The 18938-nt window shown below is 66.0% G+C and carries 3 protein-coding genes; 1 reads left to right on the top strand and 2 read right to left on the bottom strand.

The window, feature by feature from the left end; translation table 11 throughout:
* Window positions 1-140 precede the first annotated feature (140 nt).
* Window positions 141-4259, top strand: coding sequence for a Hint domain-containing protein (locus tag PAF12_RS03455; protein ID WP_271108615.1), 4119 nt, complete (start codon window positions 141-143; stop codon window positions 4257-4259).
* 90 nt (window positions 4260-4349) lie between these two features.
* On the opposite strand, the gene PAF12_RS03450 is transcribed toward PAF12_RS03455, so the two are convergent.
* Together PAF12_RS03450 and PAF12_RS03445 are read right to left on the bottom strand one after the other, a co-directional pair.
* Window positions 4350-6605: a tetratricopeptide repeat protein gene (locus PAF12_RS03450; protein ID WP_271108614.1), complete on the bottom strand. Its 2256-nt coding sequence runs from the start codon at window positions 6603-6605 to the stop codon at window positions 4350-4352.
* A 75-nt stretch (window positions 6606-6680) separates the two neighbouring features.
* On the bottom strand, window positions 6681-18911 hold the full coding sequence (locus PAF12_RS03445) for a hypothetical protein (RefSeq protein WP_271108613.1): 12231 nt from the start codon (window positions 18909-18911) through the stop codon (window positions 6681-6683).
* Between the last annotated feature and the right edge of the window lie 27 nt (window positions 18912-18938).

The following is an 18938-nucleotide window of genomic DNA, read 5'->3' as shown; positions in this document are numbered from 1 at the left end:
CACACAGGCAAACCCAGACCGCTACCTAGCCCCAATCCAGGCCAACGGACCACCCCTACCTGAACAGGCCGATCTTCAACAGATCCCTCACCGGCGTCTTGCGCCGGCTTCCCAAGTATTGCGTTTAACAGGACGGTATCATGCCAATCGACCCCAAGCTGATCTACTATATCGACTCTCAAAACGATCTGTATGCGCGCGATCCGCAAAGCGGGACCGAAACACTGCTTGGGAACTATGTGCCCAGCGGGACCTCGCAGCAATGGGGCGATATCACGACGCTGACCCTCACCGATGGCAGCACCGAGCTTATTGGCGTGACCCGCACCGCCACGCCAACCGACGGGCCCGATATCTACCGGCTCGATCCGGACACGCCCGGGACCGCCACGCTCCTGTTCGATGGTCCGCAAGGGGGCGAGTCCGGAGCGGTCGCGGGCGCGCCGGACGGCACGCTCTATTACACCCATACGAAGCTCAGCGGCAGCTATCTGTTCGAATTGGATCGCAAACCCGATGGCAGCTACGAATTCAACTCGATGCAAAGCTATATCGCGGGAACCGATATCAGGGGCCTGTCCTATAAAGGACTAAATTCAAACGGAAATGCCGAGTTTTATTATCTGAGCTCCAACCGCGGCGACCATATCGGAAGCGGCCAGCTTGGCATTGTCGAGATCAATCCGGCACCGGTATCGGGGGGGAATAATCTCGTCCTCTCGAAAACGCCCATCGACAGCACATTGCCGCAGGACGCCGAGGGTCTGGGTCAGGTCATCAGCCATTTCGGCGGTCAGGACACGCTGGTCCTCACGGAGGCTTCCGGCGAATTGCGGATGCTCGTGATAGAGGATGACAAGATTATCTCCAACAGCGTCATCGGCACTGCCGGTTCGGTCACGGACGAGGCGGATATTTTCGATCTGGCGGGTGAAGGTCATGGCAATGACAGCCTGAGCGGCGGCGCTGACAACGACACGATCACAGGTCATGCGGGCGATGACAGCCTGTCCGGCGGCGGCGGCAATGACAGTATCACCGCCGCAGACGGCACGGACAGCATCTATGGCGGAACCGCTGATGACAGCGCGGATGGCGGCGCGGATGGCGATCTGATCGAGGGCGGAACCGGCAAAGACACGCTATCGGGCGGCAAGGGCGACGATACGATTTTCGGCGACAACGCCGCCGGCAATGCCGATGACCGCATCCTGACCGGCTACATCACCGGGGAAAACCTGACGGTCAATTCCGGCGATTTCAACTTCGGCACGAGCCCGCTGATGAATTTCGACGTGGGTGAAGCGACCAGAATCCGGTTCATCGACGACGACAACACACTGGGCGGCGATGTCACCAACGAACAGATCTCCGGCACAGGACAGGTCGAGATTAACGGCCAGATCTACGGCTATGCTGCCGATTTCGTCATAACCGCGACCGGCCCGAACCCGTCTGGCAATGGCACGGTTCCCTACAAATTCATCGTCGTCGATGTCGATCTGGATGGGGATGGAAATCTCGGCCTCCTCGATGGAGCGGAGCCGGGCGAGGACGGAAAGATCCTGATCCCGATCGGCACCCCGCCGCCTGCCAACACCACGCTGAACGTGACGACCAGCGGCAACAGCTACGACGGCAGCTCGAAATTTTCCGAGCTTGATGCTTATTCCCCGCCTGACAACGACGACCTGATGGACGGCGGCCAAGGAAATGACCGCCTGTATGGCGGCACCGGCGCGGACACCATGTCCGGCGACGAGGGCGGCGACACCATCAGCGGCGGTCTGGGCGATGACAGCGCCGAAGGCGGCTTCGGCGACGATGTGATAGAGGGCGGCTTCGGCGATGACACGCTCAGGGGCGGCGATGGCGGCGACACCATCAGCGGCGATCATGCCAGTGGCGGCGGCAATGATTACGTCGCAATGGGATATATCAGCGGCAGGAATGCCACGCTCACCTCGGGCGGTTTTCACAACCCCTCCGTCTCATCGGTGAAGTTCGAAACCGGAGAGGCCACGGCGATCCACTTCATCGACGATGACGCGATCCTGGACGGGGATGCGGTCAATGAAGTCGTCGACGGGACCGGTAAGGTCGAAATAGACGGCAATATCTACAGCTATGTCTCCGACTATCTGTTGCAGGTCACGACGCCGGATCCGTCGGGTGTCGGAACCGTCACCTATGATTTCCTCGTCGTGGATGTCGATCTCGACAATGATGGCAGCCTTGGCAGCGGCACCTCCGGCGAACCCGGCGAGGACGGCAAGATCCTGATCCCGGTCGGCACGCCGCCGCCCGCTGGCGCGGTCCTGACCTTCAAGCATATGGAAGAACCCGACACCGGCATGCAGCAGTTTTCCCTGCTGGAGGTGCGCGACAATCCCGGCCTCGACGATCTGATCGACGGCGGCGAGGGCGATGACAGCCTGTCCGGAGGCATGGGCGACGACACGCTGGAGGGGGCAACCGGGCTCGATACGCTGCAGGGGGGCGAGGGCGATGACAGCCTGTCCGGCGGCGCGGAAAATGACAGCCTGTCCGGCGGGTATGGCGAGGACACGCTGCAGGGCGGCGATGGCGATGACACGATCTGGGGCGAAGGCCATAACGGCGCGCCCGGTCCGATCGACCACTATGTCGTCACCGGCTATATCGACGGTCAGGGAATTACCGTCGAGAGCGGCCATTTCCACGAAGCCTCCACCTCCTTCGTGGAATTCACCCTCGGCCAGACCACCGAAATCCGCTTCTTCGACGATGACGGTTTGCTGGACAAGGAAACGATCAACGAAAAGATCGCCGGCACCGGCAGGGTCGAGATCGGCGACCGGATCTATAACTATGTCGCCGACTACATTCTGAACGCCACGGCGCCCGACCCTTCGGGCGGGGGTGGAACCGTTACCTATACCTTTATCGTCGTGGACGCCGATCTCGACAGCGATAACAGCCTCGGGGGGCAGCCTAGCAGCGAACCCGGAGAGGATGGGGCGATCCTGATTCCGCTTGGCGAAGCGCCGCCCCCTGGAACAACGCTGAACTATCTCTCGCTGGATAACAGCGGTGCGGAAGCCAAACCCTTCACTGAGATAAACGGCCGCCCCGTTCCCGGCTATGACGACCTGATCGAGGGCGGCACGGGCGCGGATCGCCTTTACGGCGAAGAGGGCGCGGACACGCTGGACGGGGGCGACGGAACCGACAGCCTCGATGGCGGCGAGGCCAATGACAGCCTGTCCGGCGGCGGTGATGACGACACGCTGGAGGGCGGCATCGGGGCCGACACGCTCGACGGCGGCGCGGGCGATGACCGTATCATCGTGCGCAGCGGCGACAGCGCCAAAGGCGGCAGCGGCTCGGACCTGTTCGTCATAGACGCATCACCGACCGAAGCGGCGGCCACGATCACCATCGAAGGCGGCGACCCGATCAGCTCGGACGTCAACGACAGCGTTCCCGGCGACCGGATCACCCTCGCAGACGGCATGACTGTCGTCGAAAACAGCTACAGCGCCACAAGCATCCCGGTTTCAGGCGCGGTCCGAAGCCATACCGGCACCGTCAAGGTCACCGATGGCGACAAGGTTTATACGGTCGATTTCAGCAATATCGAAGATGTCCGCGACATCGCCTGTTTCGTGCGCGGCACACTGATCGAGACGGATGACGGCCCGAAACCGATTGAAACGCTGAAGACCGGCGATCTGGTCCTGACACGCGACAGCGGCCTGAAACCGATCCGCTGGATCGGAAGCACCGCGCTCAGCGCCGACCGGCTTGAGAAGGAACCGCAATTCTGCCCGATCCGCATCGCCGCCGATGCGCTCGCCCCCGGCTATCCGGCGGAGGATCTGCATGTCTCGCCACAGCACCGGATACTGCTGCGCTCAGCGGTGGCGCAGCGCATGTTCGGCGAAGACGAAATCCTCGCCGCCGCAAAGCAATTGCTGGAGATGGACGGGATCGAACAGATTGGCGATGCGGGCGGGGTGGAATATTTCCACTTCCTGTTCGACCAGCATGAAATCGTCTACTCCAACGGGGCGGAGACGGAGTCGCTGTTCACCGGCACGCAAGCGCTGAAAGCCATCCCGGCGGAGGCGCAGGCAGAGATTTTCGCCCTCTTCCCGGAACTCCGCGCGCCCGACTACCAGCCGATTGCAGCCCGCCATATCCCAAAGGGAAAAATGGTGCGCAAACTGGTCAATCGGGTGTCGAAGAACCGCAAGCCCCTGTTCCAGACTGCTTAGGCCGGTCAGCGCAGGACCGGCATAAAAAACCGCGCCACGCATCAAAACGTGGCGCGGTTTTTGGTTTTTACGGGACCGCCGGACGCGCGATCAGATACAGGCCAGCCTTGCGCAGACCCGGAAACCGTTCCGCGTGCCGGGCCCGAAAATCCCGTCCGCGCCGCCGATATTCAGGCCGCGTTCGATCAGCAGGTTCTGGTAATTGACCAGAATATCGCCCGAAAGATCGGCAAAGGCCTTTTCCATATAGGCCATCGCATCACGCTCGTTCCGCTTGCGAATGGCGATGCGCCCGCGCCAAAGCTGGACCAGCCCGGTATCGGCCTCCGCCTCCGAAATCTGATCCAGAAAACCCGACGCCTCGTCGAAGCTGCCGAGCGTGAAGGCGCTGATCGCGGCATAGAAATTCGCGTTGTCCCGAGTCAGCTGATCGACACCGGGCCGCGCGGCAAGCTCCGAATAGGCCTGAATCGCCTGCTCATGCTGCTCCGTCTGCTGATAAAGCTGCGCCAGCGTCATCAGCGTCTGACTGTCGGACGCACCAAGCGAGCGGGCCTGCCGATAGGCGTTGATGGCGACGATATTCGCCCCACGCTTGGCCTCCATCGCGCCCAGATTGAGCCACGCCACGGCGGAATTCGGGTTCAGATCCGCTGCCCGCCGGTAGCTCTCCTCCGCCTGCGCGGCATCCTGCTGCGCCAGATAAAGATCGCCCAGCCCGATCAGGGCGGCGGATTTCACCTCCGCATTCTGGCTCAGCTCAAGCGCCGCCTGAAAGCTGGCGATTGCGGCCCCGTCATCCCGCCCGGTCAGCAACTCGCCACGCAGTTGCAACAGCCGGTCGGTCAGAATGAAATGCTCCTCCGCCTGCGCAATGCTCGCCAGCGCGCCCTCGGCATCACCGGCCAGCGATTGCGCCTTGGCGAATTTATAGACCAGCGACAGCCGCTTGTTTCTGTTGTTGTAATCCAGCCCGACGAAATCGAGCGCAATCGCATAGCTGTCACGCGCAACCGCGGCATAGCCCGCGCCGCTCTTTGCATAGGGCGCCCAGACATCCCCTGCCCGCTCCGCCATCGGTGCCAGAGCGTCGGTATCCTGCAAAAGCGCCAGTGCCTGCTGGGTGCTGGCCTTCGCCGCATCGGTTTTGCCCGTGGCCAGCTCCACGCCCGCTTCCTGCAACAACAGATCCGTGATCTCGCTTTCGCTGGCAGCCCCGTCCTCCGCCCGCAGCGCCGCCAGCTCGGTCACAGCGGCATCATAGAACTGATCCGCAAGCCCCGCCTGCCGCCCGCCCGCGAAAAGCTGCGCCAGCCGCAGATTATGGCGGACCGACAGCACCGGCAGGTCAAGCCGTGCGAAGAAGGACTGCGACACCTTCGCCTCGTCAACCGCCGTTTCGCCGCCATCGAACCGCAGCAGCCGCGCGATGCGGTCGGCGAAATAATCGCTGGCCGCCTGAACCTGCGCCTGCCCGTCAACGCCAATCAGATCGTTGAACGTGTCAGCCGCGCCGAAATAATCCTTCAATTGCAGCTTCGCGAGCCCCTCCAGCTTCAGCAGATCGGTATAATCCTGCACCGGCATCACGAAGTCGCTGGCATTCCCGCGCCGCTGATACGCGTCGTGGAGATCAACCAGAGCTTCCGCAAGCCGCCCGGCCTGCTCATGCCTCAGCCCGCGCGCGGCATAAGCATAGGGCATATCCGGGTAGTCGGTGATGGCGCGGGACATATAGGCCTCCGCCGCGCCTGTATCATTCGCCGCCAGCGCCGCACCGGACGCATCGGCCAGCGCCTTCTGTTTCAGCAGATCACTGAGGCCGGAGGACAGCACCTCATCAAGCGCCTGTGCCATCGCGGGCAGGTCACCCGCCACACGCGCGGCGTCGAACATCCTCAAGCGAAGCTGGTCGATCATGGCCGATACCGGCGCACCCTGCCCCTCCGTCAGCGACGGCAGCAGGTCTTCGTAGATCGCGATAGCATCCGCGAAACGGCCCTGATCGGCTTGCGCCTCGGCCTGAAGCAGCCGGACCCTGTCGTCGTCCTGATCCAGTTCGGTCAGCTGGGCCACGGCCTCGTCATAGTTCCGGGCATTGATCAGATGCGTCGCATAGGCCAGCCGCAATTGCGCCAGCATGTCGTCATCATCGGCACCCGCCAGCCCGGTCTTGCAGGCGTCGAGCACCTGATAGGTGAACAACCCGCTCGACGGGGACAGGCAGGCGGTCCGGGCGGCATCCGCCTCATCGGCACCCGCAGCCGGGGCCAGTGACAATCCACCGGCAAGGGTGGCAACCAGACAGATTCCTTTTTTGGGTTTCGCGGCGGCAAAATGGCTCATCTTCACTCTTCCAGGGATATTGAGAAGCCGACGGCGCGCGCATCCGCCGCCGTCGGTCTGTTCGTTCAGTCCGGCCTACCAGCTATAGGTAAAGCCGATCCGGCCAGCCAAATCGTCCTGCGCCGTGTAGCCCATATGGTTCGCGCGCTTCAGCGGGAACGCGATACCGGCATCGCCGCGCCAGTTATCGTTGATCCGCCCAGCATAGGTGATCGCACCGGCCATCGCATCACCGAAGAACCCGGTGTTGAAGCCAACCGCATGATCCCGATCCGCCGGCAGCTCGGTCACACCACCCAGAGCAATCGCCATCGCCACACCCTGACGGTTATCAGCGATGGAGCCGAAGACGGCCCGACCCATATCGGCGGTCGCCAGATTGCCATTGCGGTCAGTGGTCACGAAATCGACCGGACCCGACTGCCGGTCACGCGCGGCCTGACCGTAAACGCCCGGCGCCGTGATCGTGGTCTGGCTGGTGCCCAGAACGATCTGGTTATCCGTGGTCGTTCTGGCACCCGCCCCGACAGCGGTCGACCCGGCATGCGTGGCCTGCGCATTGGCACCGACCGCCGTCGCATTCCGCGCCGTCGCATTGCTGCCCCGACCAAGGGCCAGCGCATTGACAGCCACCGCCGCCGCATTGGTCCCGACCGCAACGCTATCCGTCGCCTTCGACCGCGATTTCAGACCGATGGCCAGCGCGCCCGGCCCCGTCGCCTCGCTGAGCGAAGCGATGGCAACGCCGTTATCCGCCGACGCGACAGAGCTGGTGCCAAGCGCCAGCGCATTCACCCCCGACGCCTTCGCGCTGTCGCCCGCAGCGAAGCTCTTCGCGCCTTCCGCGGCGGATGCCATGCCGAGTGCGACCGCGCTTTCACCAGACGCCATGCTGCCCGACCCGACCGAAATCGCGTTCAGCCCGCGCGACACGGCCTGCCCGCCGATGGCGGTTGCACCATCGACCGACGCTTCGGCCCGGTCACCCAGTGCAATCGAGGCAACACCGCTCGCCGCCGTACCGCGACCCGCCGCCAGTGCCGCGAGGCCGGACGCAACCGAGCCGCTGCCCATGGCATAGGCGTTGTTATCGCTGGCAACCGCATTTCTGCCCTGCGCAATGCTGTTCGGACCAGTCGCCTGCGCATTGTCGCCAATCGCCTGCGCCCCCTCGCCGCTCGCCACAGCATCAGACCCCAGAGCAATGCCCTGCGCGGCAGTCGCTTTCGCAGCCTCGCCGAGCGCAATGGCCTCCAGACCCAATGCCCTCGCGTCGGAGCCCTGCGCAATCGCATCAGCCCCTTTCGCCAGCGCACCCGAGCCGCTCGCCTGCGCCTCTTCGCCCTGAGCGACCGCGTTCGCGCCCTGCGCCATGCTGCGGATACCGGTGGCCATCGCATTGTCACCAATCGCCTGAGACCCAGCACCGCTAGCAACAGCATCGGAACCCTGAGCAATCGACTGGTTCCCGGAGGCCTTCGCAGCCTCACCGACCGCAATTGCTTCCTGGCCAAGCGCCTTCGCATCAGCGCCCTGCGCGAGACTCCGCCCGCCCGTCGCCGTGGCATTGTCACCAATCGCCTGCGAACCGGCACCGCTGGCGACAGCATCCGAACCCTGTGCGACCGACTGCGACCCCGAGGCTTTCGCAGCCTCACCGACCGCAACAGCATCCTGACCGAGCGCCTTCGCATCGGCACCATGCGCAATGCTCCTGGCACCCATCGCCGCAGCATTGTCACCAATCGCTTGCGAACCAATCCCGCTCGCAACAGCATCAGACCCCTGCGCAATCGACTGCGCTGCCGAGGCCTGCGCCGTCTCACCTATCGCGATGCTCTCATTGCCGGTGGCCTTCGCCGCCGAACCCTGCGCAATCGCATCGGCACCCTTCGCCAACGCACCCGCGCCGCTCGCCTGAGACCGGATGCCAGACGCAACCGCCTTCGTCCCTTGCGCCACGCTGTTCAGACCGGAGGCCTTCGCATCGTCACCGATAGCCTGCGAACCAATCCCGCTCGCAACCGCATCAGACCCCTGCGCAATCGACTGCGCCGCCGAGGCCTGCGCCGTCTCACCTATCGCAACGCTCTCATTGCCAGAGGCCTTCGCCGCCGAACCCTGCGCAATCGCATCGGCACCTTTCGCCAACGCACCCGCGCCGCTCGCCTGAGACCGGATGCCAGAGGCAACCGCCTTCGTCCCTTGCGCCACGCTGTTCACCCCGGAGGCCTGCGCGTCGTCACCAATCGCCTGAGACCCAGCACCGCTCGCAACCGCATCAGACCCCTGCGCAATCGACTGCGCTGCCGAGGCGTTCGCACCCTCGCCCAGGGCGACAGCCTCTCGACCCGCAGCCTTGGCAGCCGTACCCTGCGCAATCGCGTCGATGCCACTGGCTTTCGCCGCCTCACCAACCGCCAGCGAACCTTCCGCAGACGCAACCGCACCCGTGCCTTGCGCCACGCTGTTCAGCCCGCTCGCCTTCGCATTGTCGCCGAAAGCCTGCGCGCCAGCGCCGGTCGCCGCAGCATCAGACCCCTGTGCAATCGCCTGCGCAGCGGATGCAAGCGCCGTCTCGCCAACTGCAATCGCCTCAAGCCCCGACGCTTTCGCATCCGTCCCTTGGGCAATCGCATCGACACCGCTCGCACTGGCGCGCTCGCCAACCGCCTGCGCACCTTCCGCCGTCGCAATCGCGTCCGTGCCTTGCGCCGTGCTGTTCCGCCCAGACGCCGCCGCATTGTCGCCGATGGCCTGCGACCCGATACCGCTGGCCGCCGCGTCAGATCCGACGGCGATCGCCTGCGCCTCGGACGCCTCCGATGCCGCACCGAGCGCGATTGATTCATCACCCGACGCCACCGATTCCGTGCCGCGCGCAATCGCATCCTTTCCGCTCGCCAGAGCAGCCTTGCCGACCGCCTGCGACCCGTCGCCAATCGCCTCGGCATTCGTACCCTGAACGATGGCATCCACCCCGCTCGCATTCGCGCTGGTCCCGATGGCCTGAGACCGCAGACCCGACGCAGCCGCATCCGTCCCTTGCGCAATCGCGTCGACGCCGCTGGCATTGGCACGCTCACCAACCGCCAGCGATCCTTCCGCCGTCGCCTGCGCATCCGTGCCCTGAGCGATGCTGTTCAGCCCGGACGCCGCCGCATTGTCGCCAATCGCCTGCGAACCAATCCCGCTCGCCGCCGCATCAGACCCCAGAGCCACCGCCTGCGCCTCAGACGCATTCGCCGTCTCGCCAAGCGCAATCGCCTCCAGGCCAGACGCATCCGCATCTGTCCCCTGCGCAATCGCATCAACGCCGCTCGCATTGGCGCGCTCACCGACCGCCTGCGAACCCTCAGCTGAGGCCTCCGCGTCGGTCCCCTGCGCCAGACTGTTCAGTCCGAACGCCATCGCATTGTCACCAATCGCCTGCGAGCCAACCCCGAACGCTTTCGCATCAGACCCCTGCGCAATCGCCTGCGCTTCGGTGGCCTCCGCCGTCTCGCCGACCGCGATGGATTCCACGCCAGACGCCTGCGCCGAAGAGCCCTGCGCAATCGCATCAACCGCCGTCGCTTCCGCCGCCGTGCCGACCGCCTGCGCCCGCTCGCCCGTCGCGTAAGCCTCGGTCCCTTGCGCCAGCGCATCGACGCCCCGCGCAACCGCCCGCTCGCCGGTCGCCTGAGCGCCCTCCGCCGTCGCCTGCGCATCCGTGCCTTGTGCGATGCTGTTCAGCCCGGACGCCGCCGCATTGTCGCCAATCGCCTGCGAACCAATCCCGCTCGCCGCCGCATCAGACCCCAGAGCCACCGCCTGCGCCTCAGACGCATTCGCCGTCTCGCCAACCGCAATCGCTTCCAGACCAGACGCATCCGCATCCGTCCCTTGCGCAATCGCATCAACGCCGCTCGCATTGGCCCGTTCACCGACCGCCAGCGCCCCCTCGGCTGAGGCCTGCGCATCGGTCCCCTGCGCGATGCTGTTCAGCCCAGAGGCCGCCGCATTATCGCCAATCGCCTGCGAACCAATCCCGCTCGCCGCCGCGTCAGATCCCAGAGCCACCGCCTGCGCTTCAGACGCATTCGCCGTCTCGCCAACCGCAATCGCTTCCAGCCCCGACGCATCCGCATCCGTACCCTGTGCAATCGCGTCAACGCCGCTCGCATTGGCACGCTCACCGACCGCCTGCGCGCCCTCGGCTGAGGCCTCCGCGTCGGTGCCCTGCGCCAGACTGTTCAGTCCGAACGCCATCGCATTGTCACCAATCGCCTGCGAGCCGACTCCGAACGCCTTCGCATCAGACCCCTGCGCAATCGCCTGCGCTTCGGTCGCCTCCGCCGTCTCACCGACCGCGATGGACTCCACGCCCGAGGCCTGCGCCGAAGAGCCCTGCGCAATCGCATCAACCGCCGTCGCTTCCGCCGCCGTGCCGACCGCCTGCGACCGCTCGCCCGTCGCGTAAGCCTCGGTCCCTTGAGCCAGCGCATCGACGCCACGCGCAACCGCCCGCTCACCGACCGCCTGCGACCCCTCGGCTGAGGCCTCCGCATCGGTGCCCTGCGCCAGACTGTTCAGTCCGAATGCCATCGCATTATCGCCAATCGCCTGCGAGCCGGCCCCGAACGCTTTCGCATCAGACCCCTGCGCTATCGCCTGCGCTTCAGTCGCCTCCGCCGTCTCACCAAGCGCAATTGACTCGACGCCAGACGCCTGCGCCGAAGAGCCCTGCGCAATCGCATCCGCCGCCGTCGCTTCCGCCGCCGTGCCGACCGCCTGCGACCGCTCACCCGTCGCGTAGGCCTCGGTGCCTTGCGCCAGCGCATCGACGCCCCGCGCAACCGCCCGTTCGCCCGTGGCTTGAGCGCCTTCCGCCGTGGCTTGCGCATCCGTGCCTTGTGCAATGCTGTTCAGCCCGGACGCCGCCGCATTGTCACCAATCGCCTGCGAGCCAATCCCACTCGCCGCCGCATCGGAGCCCAGAGCCACCGCCTGCGCCTCAGACGCATTCGCCGTCTCACCAACCGCAATCGCCTCCAGGCCAGACGCATCCGCATCTGTCCCCTGCGCAATCGCATCAACGCCGCTGGCATTGGCCCGCTCACCGACCGCCTGCGAACCCTCCGCAGAGGCCTCCGCGTCGGTCCCCTGCGCCAGACTGTTCAGTCCAAACGCCATCGCATTGTCACCAATCGCCTGCGAGCCGACCCCGAACGCCTTCGCATCCGACCCCTGCGCTATTGCCTGCGCTTCGGTGGCCTCCGCCGTCTCGCCGACCGCGATGGATTCCACGCCAGACGCCTGCGCCGAAGAGCCCTGTGCAATCGCATCAACCGCCGTCGCTTCCGCCGCCGTGCCGACCGCCTGCGACCGCTCGCCCGTGGCGTAAGCCTCGGTCCCTTGAGCCAGCGCATCGACGCCACGCGCAACCGCCCGCTCGCCGGTCGCCTGAGCGCCCTCCGCCGTCGCCTGCGCATCGGTCCCCTGAGCAATGCTGTTTAGCCCAGACGCCATCGCATTGTCACCAATCGCCTGCGACCCGACCCCGAAGGCCTTCGCGTCTGACCCCTGCGCAATCGCCTGCGCTTCGGTCGCCTCCGCCGTCTCGCCGACCGCGATGGATTCCGCGCCAGACGCCTGTGCCGAAGAGCCCTGCGCAATCGCATCAACCGCCGTCGCCTCCGCCGCCGTGCCGACCGCCTGCGACCGCTCGCCCGTGGCGTAAGCCTCGGTCCCTTGAGCCAGCGCATCGACGCCACGCGCAACCGCCCGCTCGCCGGTCGCCTGAGCGCCCTCCGCCGTCGCCTGCGCATCCGTGCCCTGAGCGATGCTGTTCAGCCCGGACGCCGCCGCATTATCACCTATCGCCTGCGCGCCAATCCCACTCGCCGCAGCGTCAGAACCCAGAGCCACCGCCTGCGCCTCAGACGCATTCGCCGTCTCACCAACCGCAATCGCCTCCAGACCCGACGCAGCCGCATCCGTCCCTTGCGCAATCGCGTCGACGCCGCTGGCATTGGCACGCTCACCGACCGCCTGCGACCCCTCCGCCGAGGCCTCCGCATCGGTTCCCTGCGCGATGCTGTTCAGTCCAAGCGCCACCGCATTGTCGCCAATCGCCTGCGAGCCGACCCCGAACGCCTTCGCATCAGACCCCTGCGCGATCGCCTGCGCTTCAGTCGCCTCCGCCGTCTCGCCGACCGCGATGGATTCCACGCCAGACGCCTGCGCCGAAGAGCCCTGCGCAATCGCATCAACCGCCGTCGCTTCCGCCGCCGTGCCGACCGCCTGCGACCGCTCGCCCGTCGCGTAAGCCTCGGTCCCTTGCGCCAGCGCATCGACGCCACGTGCGACCGCACGCTCGCCGGTCGCCTGAGCGCCTTCCGCCGTCGCCTGCGCATCCGTGCCCTGAGCGATGCTGTTCAGCCCAGAGGCCTCCGCATTGTCACCCATCGCCTGCGATCCAACACCGCTCGCCGCAGCATCAGAGCCAACAGCCACCGCCTGCGCCTCGGACGCATTCGCCGTCTCGCCGACTGCAATCGCCTCCAGGCCAGACGCATTCGCGTCCGTCCCTTGCGCAATCGCGTCGACACCGCTGGCATTGGCCCGCTCACCGACCGCCAGCGATCCTTCCGCAGAGGCCTCCGCGTCGGTGCCCTGCGCCAGACTGTTCAGTCCAAATGCCATCGCATTGTCACCAATCGCCTGCGACCCGACCCCGAAGGCCTTCGCGTCCGACCCCTGCGCTATTGCCTGCGCTTCGGTGGCCTCCGCCGTCTCACCGACCGCGATGGACTCCACGCCAGACGCCTGCGCCGAAGAGCCCTGTGCAATCGCATCAACCGCCGTCGCCTCCGCCGCCGTGCCGACCGCCTGCGACCGCTCGCCTGTGGCATAAGCCTCGGTCCCTTGCGCCAGCGCATCGACGCCGCGCGCAACCGCCCGCTCGCCGGTCGCCTGTGCACCTTCCGCCGTCGCCTCGGCATCCGTACCCTGCGCGATGCTGTTCAGCCCAGACGCCGCCGCATTATCCCCAATCGCCTGCGCGCCAATCCCGCTTGCGGCCGCATCAGACCCCAGAGCCACCGCCTGCGCCTCAGACGCATTCGCCGTCTCACCAACCGCAATCGCTTCCAGACCCGACGCATCCGCATCCGTCCCTTGCGCAATCGCATCAACGCCGCTCGCATTGGCCCGCTCACCGACCGCCTGCGACCCCTCGGCCGAGGCCTCCGCGTCGGTCCCCTGCGCCAGACTGTTCAGTCCGAACGCCATTGCATTGTCACCAATCGCCTGAGAACCGACCCCGAACGCCTTCGCATCAGACCCCTGCGCGATCGCCTGCGCTTCAGTCGCCTCCGCCGTCTCGCCGACCGCGATGGATTCCACGCCAGACGCCTGCGCCGAAGAGCCCTGCGCGATCGCATCCGCCGCCGTCGCTTCCGCCGCCGTGCCGACCGCCTGCGACCGCTCGCCCGTCGCGTAGGCCTCGGTGCCTTGCGCAATCGCATCGACGCCACGCGCAACCGCCCGCTCACCGGTCGCCTGAGCGCCTTCCGCCGTGGCTTGCGCATCCGTACCCTGCGCGATGCTGTTCAGCCCGGAGGCCTGCGCATTGTCACCAATCGCCTGAGACCCAATACCGCTCGCCGCAGCGTCAGATCCCAGAGCCACTGCCTGCGCCTCAGACGCATTCGCCGTTTCACCAAGCGCAATCGATTCCAGACCCGACGCATCCGCATCCGTCCCTTGAGCAATCGCATCAACGCCGCTCGCATTGGCACGCTCACCGACCGCCTGCGACCCCTCGGCTGAGGCCTCCGCATCGGTCCCCTGCGCCAGACTGTTCAGTCCAAACGCCATCGCATTGTCACCAATCGCCTGCGAGCTGATGCCAGAGGCATTCGCAGAAGAACCCTGTGCAATCGCCCGGTCGGCAGACGCGGTCGACCATTCACCGATGGCTTGCGAGCCTTCGCTTTTGGCCTCCGCTCCCGTCCCTTGCGCGATGCTGTTCTGACCCGACGCCGCCGCAAGGGTCCCCTGTGCGATCGCATCGATCCCTGTGGCTTTGGCATCTTCACCCACGGCCTGCGCGCCCTCACCACTGGCGGCGGCATTTTTACCCTGAGCAATGCTGTTCAGCCCGGACGCCTCTGCATCCGTACCCTGCGCAATCGCGTCGATGCCTGTCGCCTCGGCTCGCTCACCCGTTGCCAGAGCACCTTCCTTGGTCGCCACGGCATCCGTGCCTTGAGCGATGCTGTTCAGACCAGACGCCTGCGCATTGTCACCGATGGCCTGCGAGCCGATACCGCTCGCCGCAGCGTCAGACCCGACAGCCACTGCCTGCGCCTCTGATGCATTCGCCATCTCGCCGACCGCAATCGCTTCCAGCCCCGACGCATCCGCATCCGTCCCTTGCGCAATCGCATCAACGCCGCTGGCATTGGCACGCTCACCGACCGCCTGCGACCCCTCAGCTGAGGCCTCCGCATCCGTCCCCTGCGCCAGACTGTTCAGCCCGGAGGCCTGCGCATTGTCACCAATCGCCTGCGAACTGATGCCAGAGGCATTCGCAGAAGAACCCTGTGCAATCGCCCGGTCGGCAGACGCGGTCGACCATTCACCGATGGCTTGCGAGCCTTCGCCTTTGGCCTCCGCTCCCGTCCCTTGCGCGATACTGTTCTGACCCGACGCCGCCGCAAGGGTCCCCTTTGCAATCGCATCGATCCCTGTGGCCCTGGCATCTTCACCCACGGCCTGCGCGCCCTCACCACTGGCGGCGGCATTTTTACCCTGCGCAATGCTGTTCAGCCCGGACGCCTCCGCATCCGTGCCCTGAGCAATCGCGTCACTGCCTGTCGCTTTGGCTCGCTCGCCCGTCGCCAGAGCACCTTCCTTGGTCGCCTCGGCGTCCGTGCCCTGCGCAATGCTGTTCAGGCCGGAGGCCGCTGCATTGTCACCAATCGCCTGTGACCCAACACCGCTCGCCGCAGCGTCAGACCCAACCGCCACGGACTGCGCCGCAGACGCGTTCGCCGCTTCGCCAAGCGCCACAGTTTCATCCGCAGACGCAGATGCGCTGCTACCCTGCGCGATGGCGTCGATACCTTTTGCGTCGGCCCCTGTTCCCAACGCCTGCGACCGCAGACCAGACGCATTGGCATTCGTCCCCTGCGCAATCGCATCTGCACCCGTTGCCTCGGCAGCATTACCGCTGGCCTGCGAACGAGCCCCTTCCGCAACCGAATCCGTACCCGTCGCTATCGCATGCTCACCACTAGCCTCTGCCCGCGTCCCCTGCGCAATTGCATCTGCACCCGTCGCCTTGGCGGCATTACCGCTGGCCTGTGAGCGAGCCCCTTCCGCAGCAGAATCCGTACCCGTCGCTATCGCATGTTCGCCGCTGGCCTCAGCCCGCGTCCCTTGCGCAATCGCATCAGCTCCCGTCGCCTTGGCCGCATTACCGCTGGCCTGTGAGCGAGCTCCTTGCGCAGCCGAATCAGTCCCGGTCGCTATCGCATGCTCACCACTGGCTTCCGCCCGCGTCCCTTGCGCAATCGCGTCTGCACCCGTCGCCTTGGCCCCATTACCGCTGGCCTGCGAACGAGCCCCTTCCGCAACCGAATCCGTACCCGTCGCTATCGCGTGATCCCCGCTGGCTTCCGCCCGCGTCCCTTGCGCAATTGCATCTTCACCCGTCGCCTGCGCAGCATTGCCGCTGGCCTGCGAACGGTCGCCGGAGGCGCGGGCATCGGTGCCCGACGCATAGGCATCGGCACCGCTCGCATTGGCGCGGGTGCCGGTGGCGTGGGCATTGTCGCCCGACGCATTGGCCAGAGTACCCGTCGCGTAGGAGTCATCGCCACCCGCCACGGCCTCATTGCCGGACGCATGGGCGCGGTCGCCCTTCGCAACGGCTTTCGTCCCGGTCGCGAAGGAATCCTCGCCGCTGGCGACCGCCTCATTGCCGCTGGCATGGGCGCGATCCCCGGAGGCGACCGCCTTCGTGCCATCGGCATATGCGTCGTCGCCGCTCGCCACTGCCTCGCTGCCGCTGGCATGGGCGCGATCCCCGGTGGCAACGGATTTCGTGCCCGCTGCAAATGCATCCTCGCCGCTTGCCGTCGCCTCGTTGCCGGAGGCGTGGGCGCGGTCGCCCGAGGCTATCGCCTTGGTGCCGGTCGCGAAGGAATCTTCCTTCGTCGCCGTCGCCTCATTGCCTGACGCATGGGACCGATCACCCGAAGCGACCGCCTTGGTGCCGTCGGCGAACGCATCGTCACCGCTCGCTGAGGCCTCATTGCCGGTGGCGTGAGAACGATCCCCCCCGGCTATCGCCTTGGTGCCGGTCGCATAGGCGTCATCGCCATTCGCGACGGCTTCATCACCGGTTGCATGCGAACGATCGCCCGATGCGAGCGCATCCGTCCCCGTGGCGTGAGCGCTGTCGCCCGACGCCATCGCCCGCGTCCCGGTAGCGTGGGCATCGTCACCACTCGCAGTCGCTTCCTTGCCGGTCGCATGGGCGCGATCCCCGTTGGCAGTCGCCCCTGTCCCCGTCGCATAGGCATCTTCACCACCCGCAATGGCGTCGTTGCCGGTGGCATGGGCACGATCCCCGGTGGCACTCGCCCCTGTCCCCGTCGCATAGGCATCTTCACCACCCGCCATGGCGTTGTTGCCAGTGGCGTGCGCACGGTCGCCGGTGGCACTCGCCCCTGTCCCCGTCGCGTAGGAATCGTCACCCGATGCCATCGCCCCGACGCCCTGCGCGACCGATTTCTCGCCGCTTGCAAGCGCGTCCTTGCCCATAGCGGTCGATTTATCGCCCAAAGCTTGCGCCCCGCTGCCAATCGCGGTCGACTCGACCCCTGTTGCAAGGGCGCTGTCGCCGAGCGCCTGAGATTTCCCGCCGCTCGCGGTTGCACTGGTGCCCTGCGCCACGGCATCCACACCGGTCGCAGTCGCGCTCTTGCCCATTGCCAGAGAACGCTCACCCGTCGCCGTCGCGCTGGAGCCGATAGCGGTCGCGTCCTTCTCACGCGCCGCGGCACCGTCGCCAATCGCCTGCGCGCTTTTGCCGGACGCAACCGCACCCGTCCCTATCGCGGTCGCATCCGCCGCCTGCGCCGCCGCGCCATCGCCGAGCGCCTGAGAACTGGCACCCGACGCGACCGCGCCTTTCCCGATGGCCGTCGAGGCGGCACCGCTCGAACTCGCGCCCGTGCCCTGCGCAATCGCATCCACGCCCGAGGACACCGCGCCAGAGCCGAGCGCCATGCCATTCTCGCCGCGCACAATCGCGTTTTTGCCCGCCGCCAGCGCGCCATCTGCTTTCGCGAGCGCACCGTGACCAAGCGCCGTCGACGCCACCCCGTCCGAAACCGTGTTGGAGCCGAGGGCGACCGCATCCTCACCCGACGCATTCGCCGTGTCGCCGACCGCGACGGAGGAATCCCCGGTGGCGCTGGCATTCGCACCGACGGCCGTCGCATTGCTGTTGCCCGGGCTGGACGCATTGGCCTTGTAGCCAAGGGCAAGGTCACCGGATTTCGTCGCATTGGCACCGTTGCCGATGGCCATTGCGTTCACATTCCCCGTGGTCGCCTTGTCTCCGCCGGTCCCGGCACCACCGATTGCGCCGCCGCCGAGCGTGATCCCCTCGTAGAGACCGTTCAGGCTATCACCAACGGTCACCTTGCCGTCAAAGAAGCTCGCGCCTTCGCCGGTCTGAACCGTGTTCGCATAGACGTCGTCATCGACAACCACGTCTTCGGTCACCCTCGTACTGCCGGTAATTTTCGAATCGCCGGTAACGTTAAGCCCGCCCTCATCGACGGTGACCGTGCCTTGGAACGTCGTTGCGCAGTCGTCTGTCTGTTCAGCCGCGATAGAAAGCCCAAATGCAGTTGCTTCTGCAGTTTTCGCCGCAATCTCCGCGACGAGGGCAGCCGCCATTGGTCCATCGGGAAGCGTAACACCTGTGCCCGTCACCGGCACAACCTGAACCGGAACCGGAGCCAATGCCGCCACCTCTCCGAGACCAAGCGCTGCAATTCCAGATGCAATTGCTAGGCCCTGGGCGGTGAATGCGGCAATCGTCAGGTCTTCCTCACAATTTCCGGCTGTCGAGTTGCTGTACGTGTTCTGCACATTCGGCGCACCGCTCGGCGCACCCGACGCCCCGCCCAGCGACTGCGCCCCGGCCTGTTGTGCCAGACACAGGGCGATGACGGACACACCCAACAGGTATTTCGACGTCATCTTGCGGGGAGCGCGATACTCAAAGCGGTTTTCCATGTTTTTCCTGACCTTGCATATTTTGAT

The organism is Paracoccus sp. SCSIO 75233 (genome assembly GCF_027912675.1).
Classification (GTDB): domain Bacteria; phylum Pseudomonadota; class Alphaproteobacteria; order Rhodobacterales; family Rhodobacteraceae; genus Paracoccus.
The sequence above is the reverse complement of the archived record's forward strand: the minus strand, read 5'-3'. Positions and strand labels throughout refer to the sequence as shown.

Excerpts from the sequence above, each read along its gene's own strand:
- PAF12_RS03445 (WP_271108613.1), bottom strand. The coding sequence starts at position 18,911 with ATGGAAAACCGCTTTGAGTATCGCGCTCCCCGCAAGATGACGTCGAAA.
- PAF12_RS03450 (WP_271108614.1), bottom strand. The coding sequence starts at position 6,605 with ATGAGCCATTTTGCCGCCGCGAAACCCAAAAAAGGAATCTGTCTGGTT.
- PAF12_RS03455 (WP_271108615.1), top strand. The coding sequence starts at position 141 with ATGCCAATCGACCCCAAGCTGATCTACTATATCGACTCTCAAAACGAT.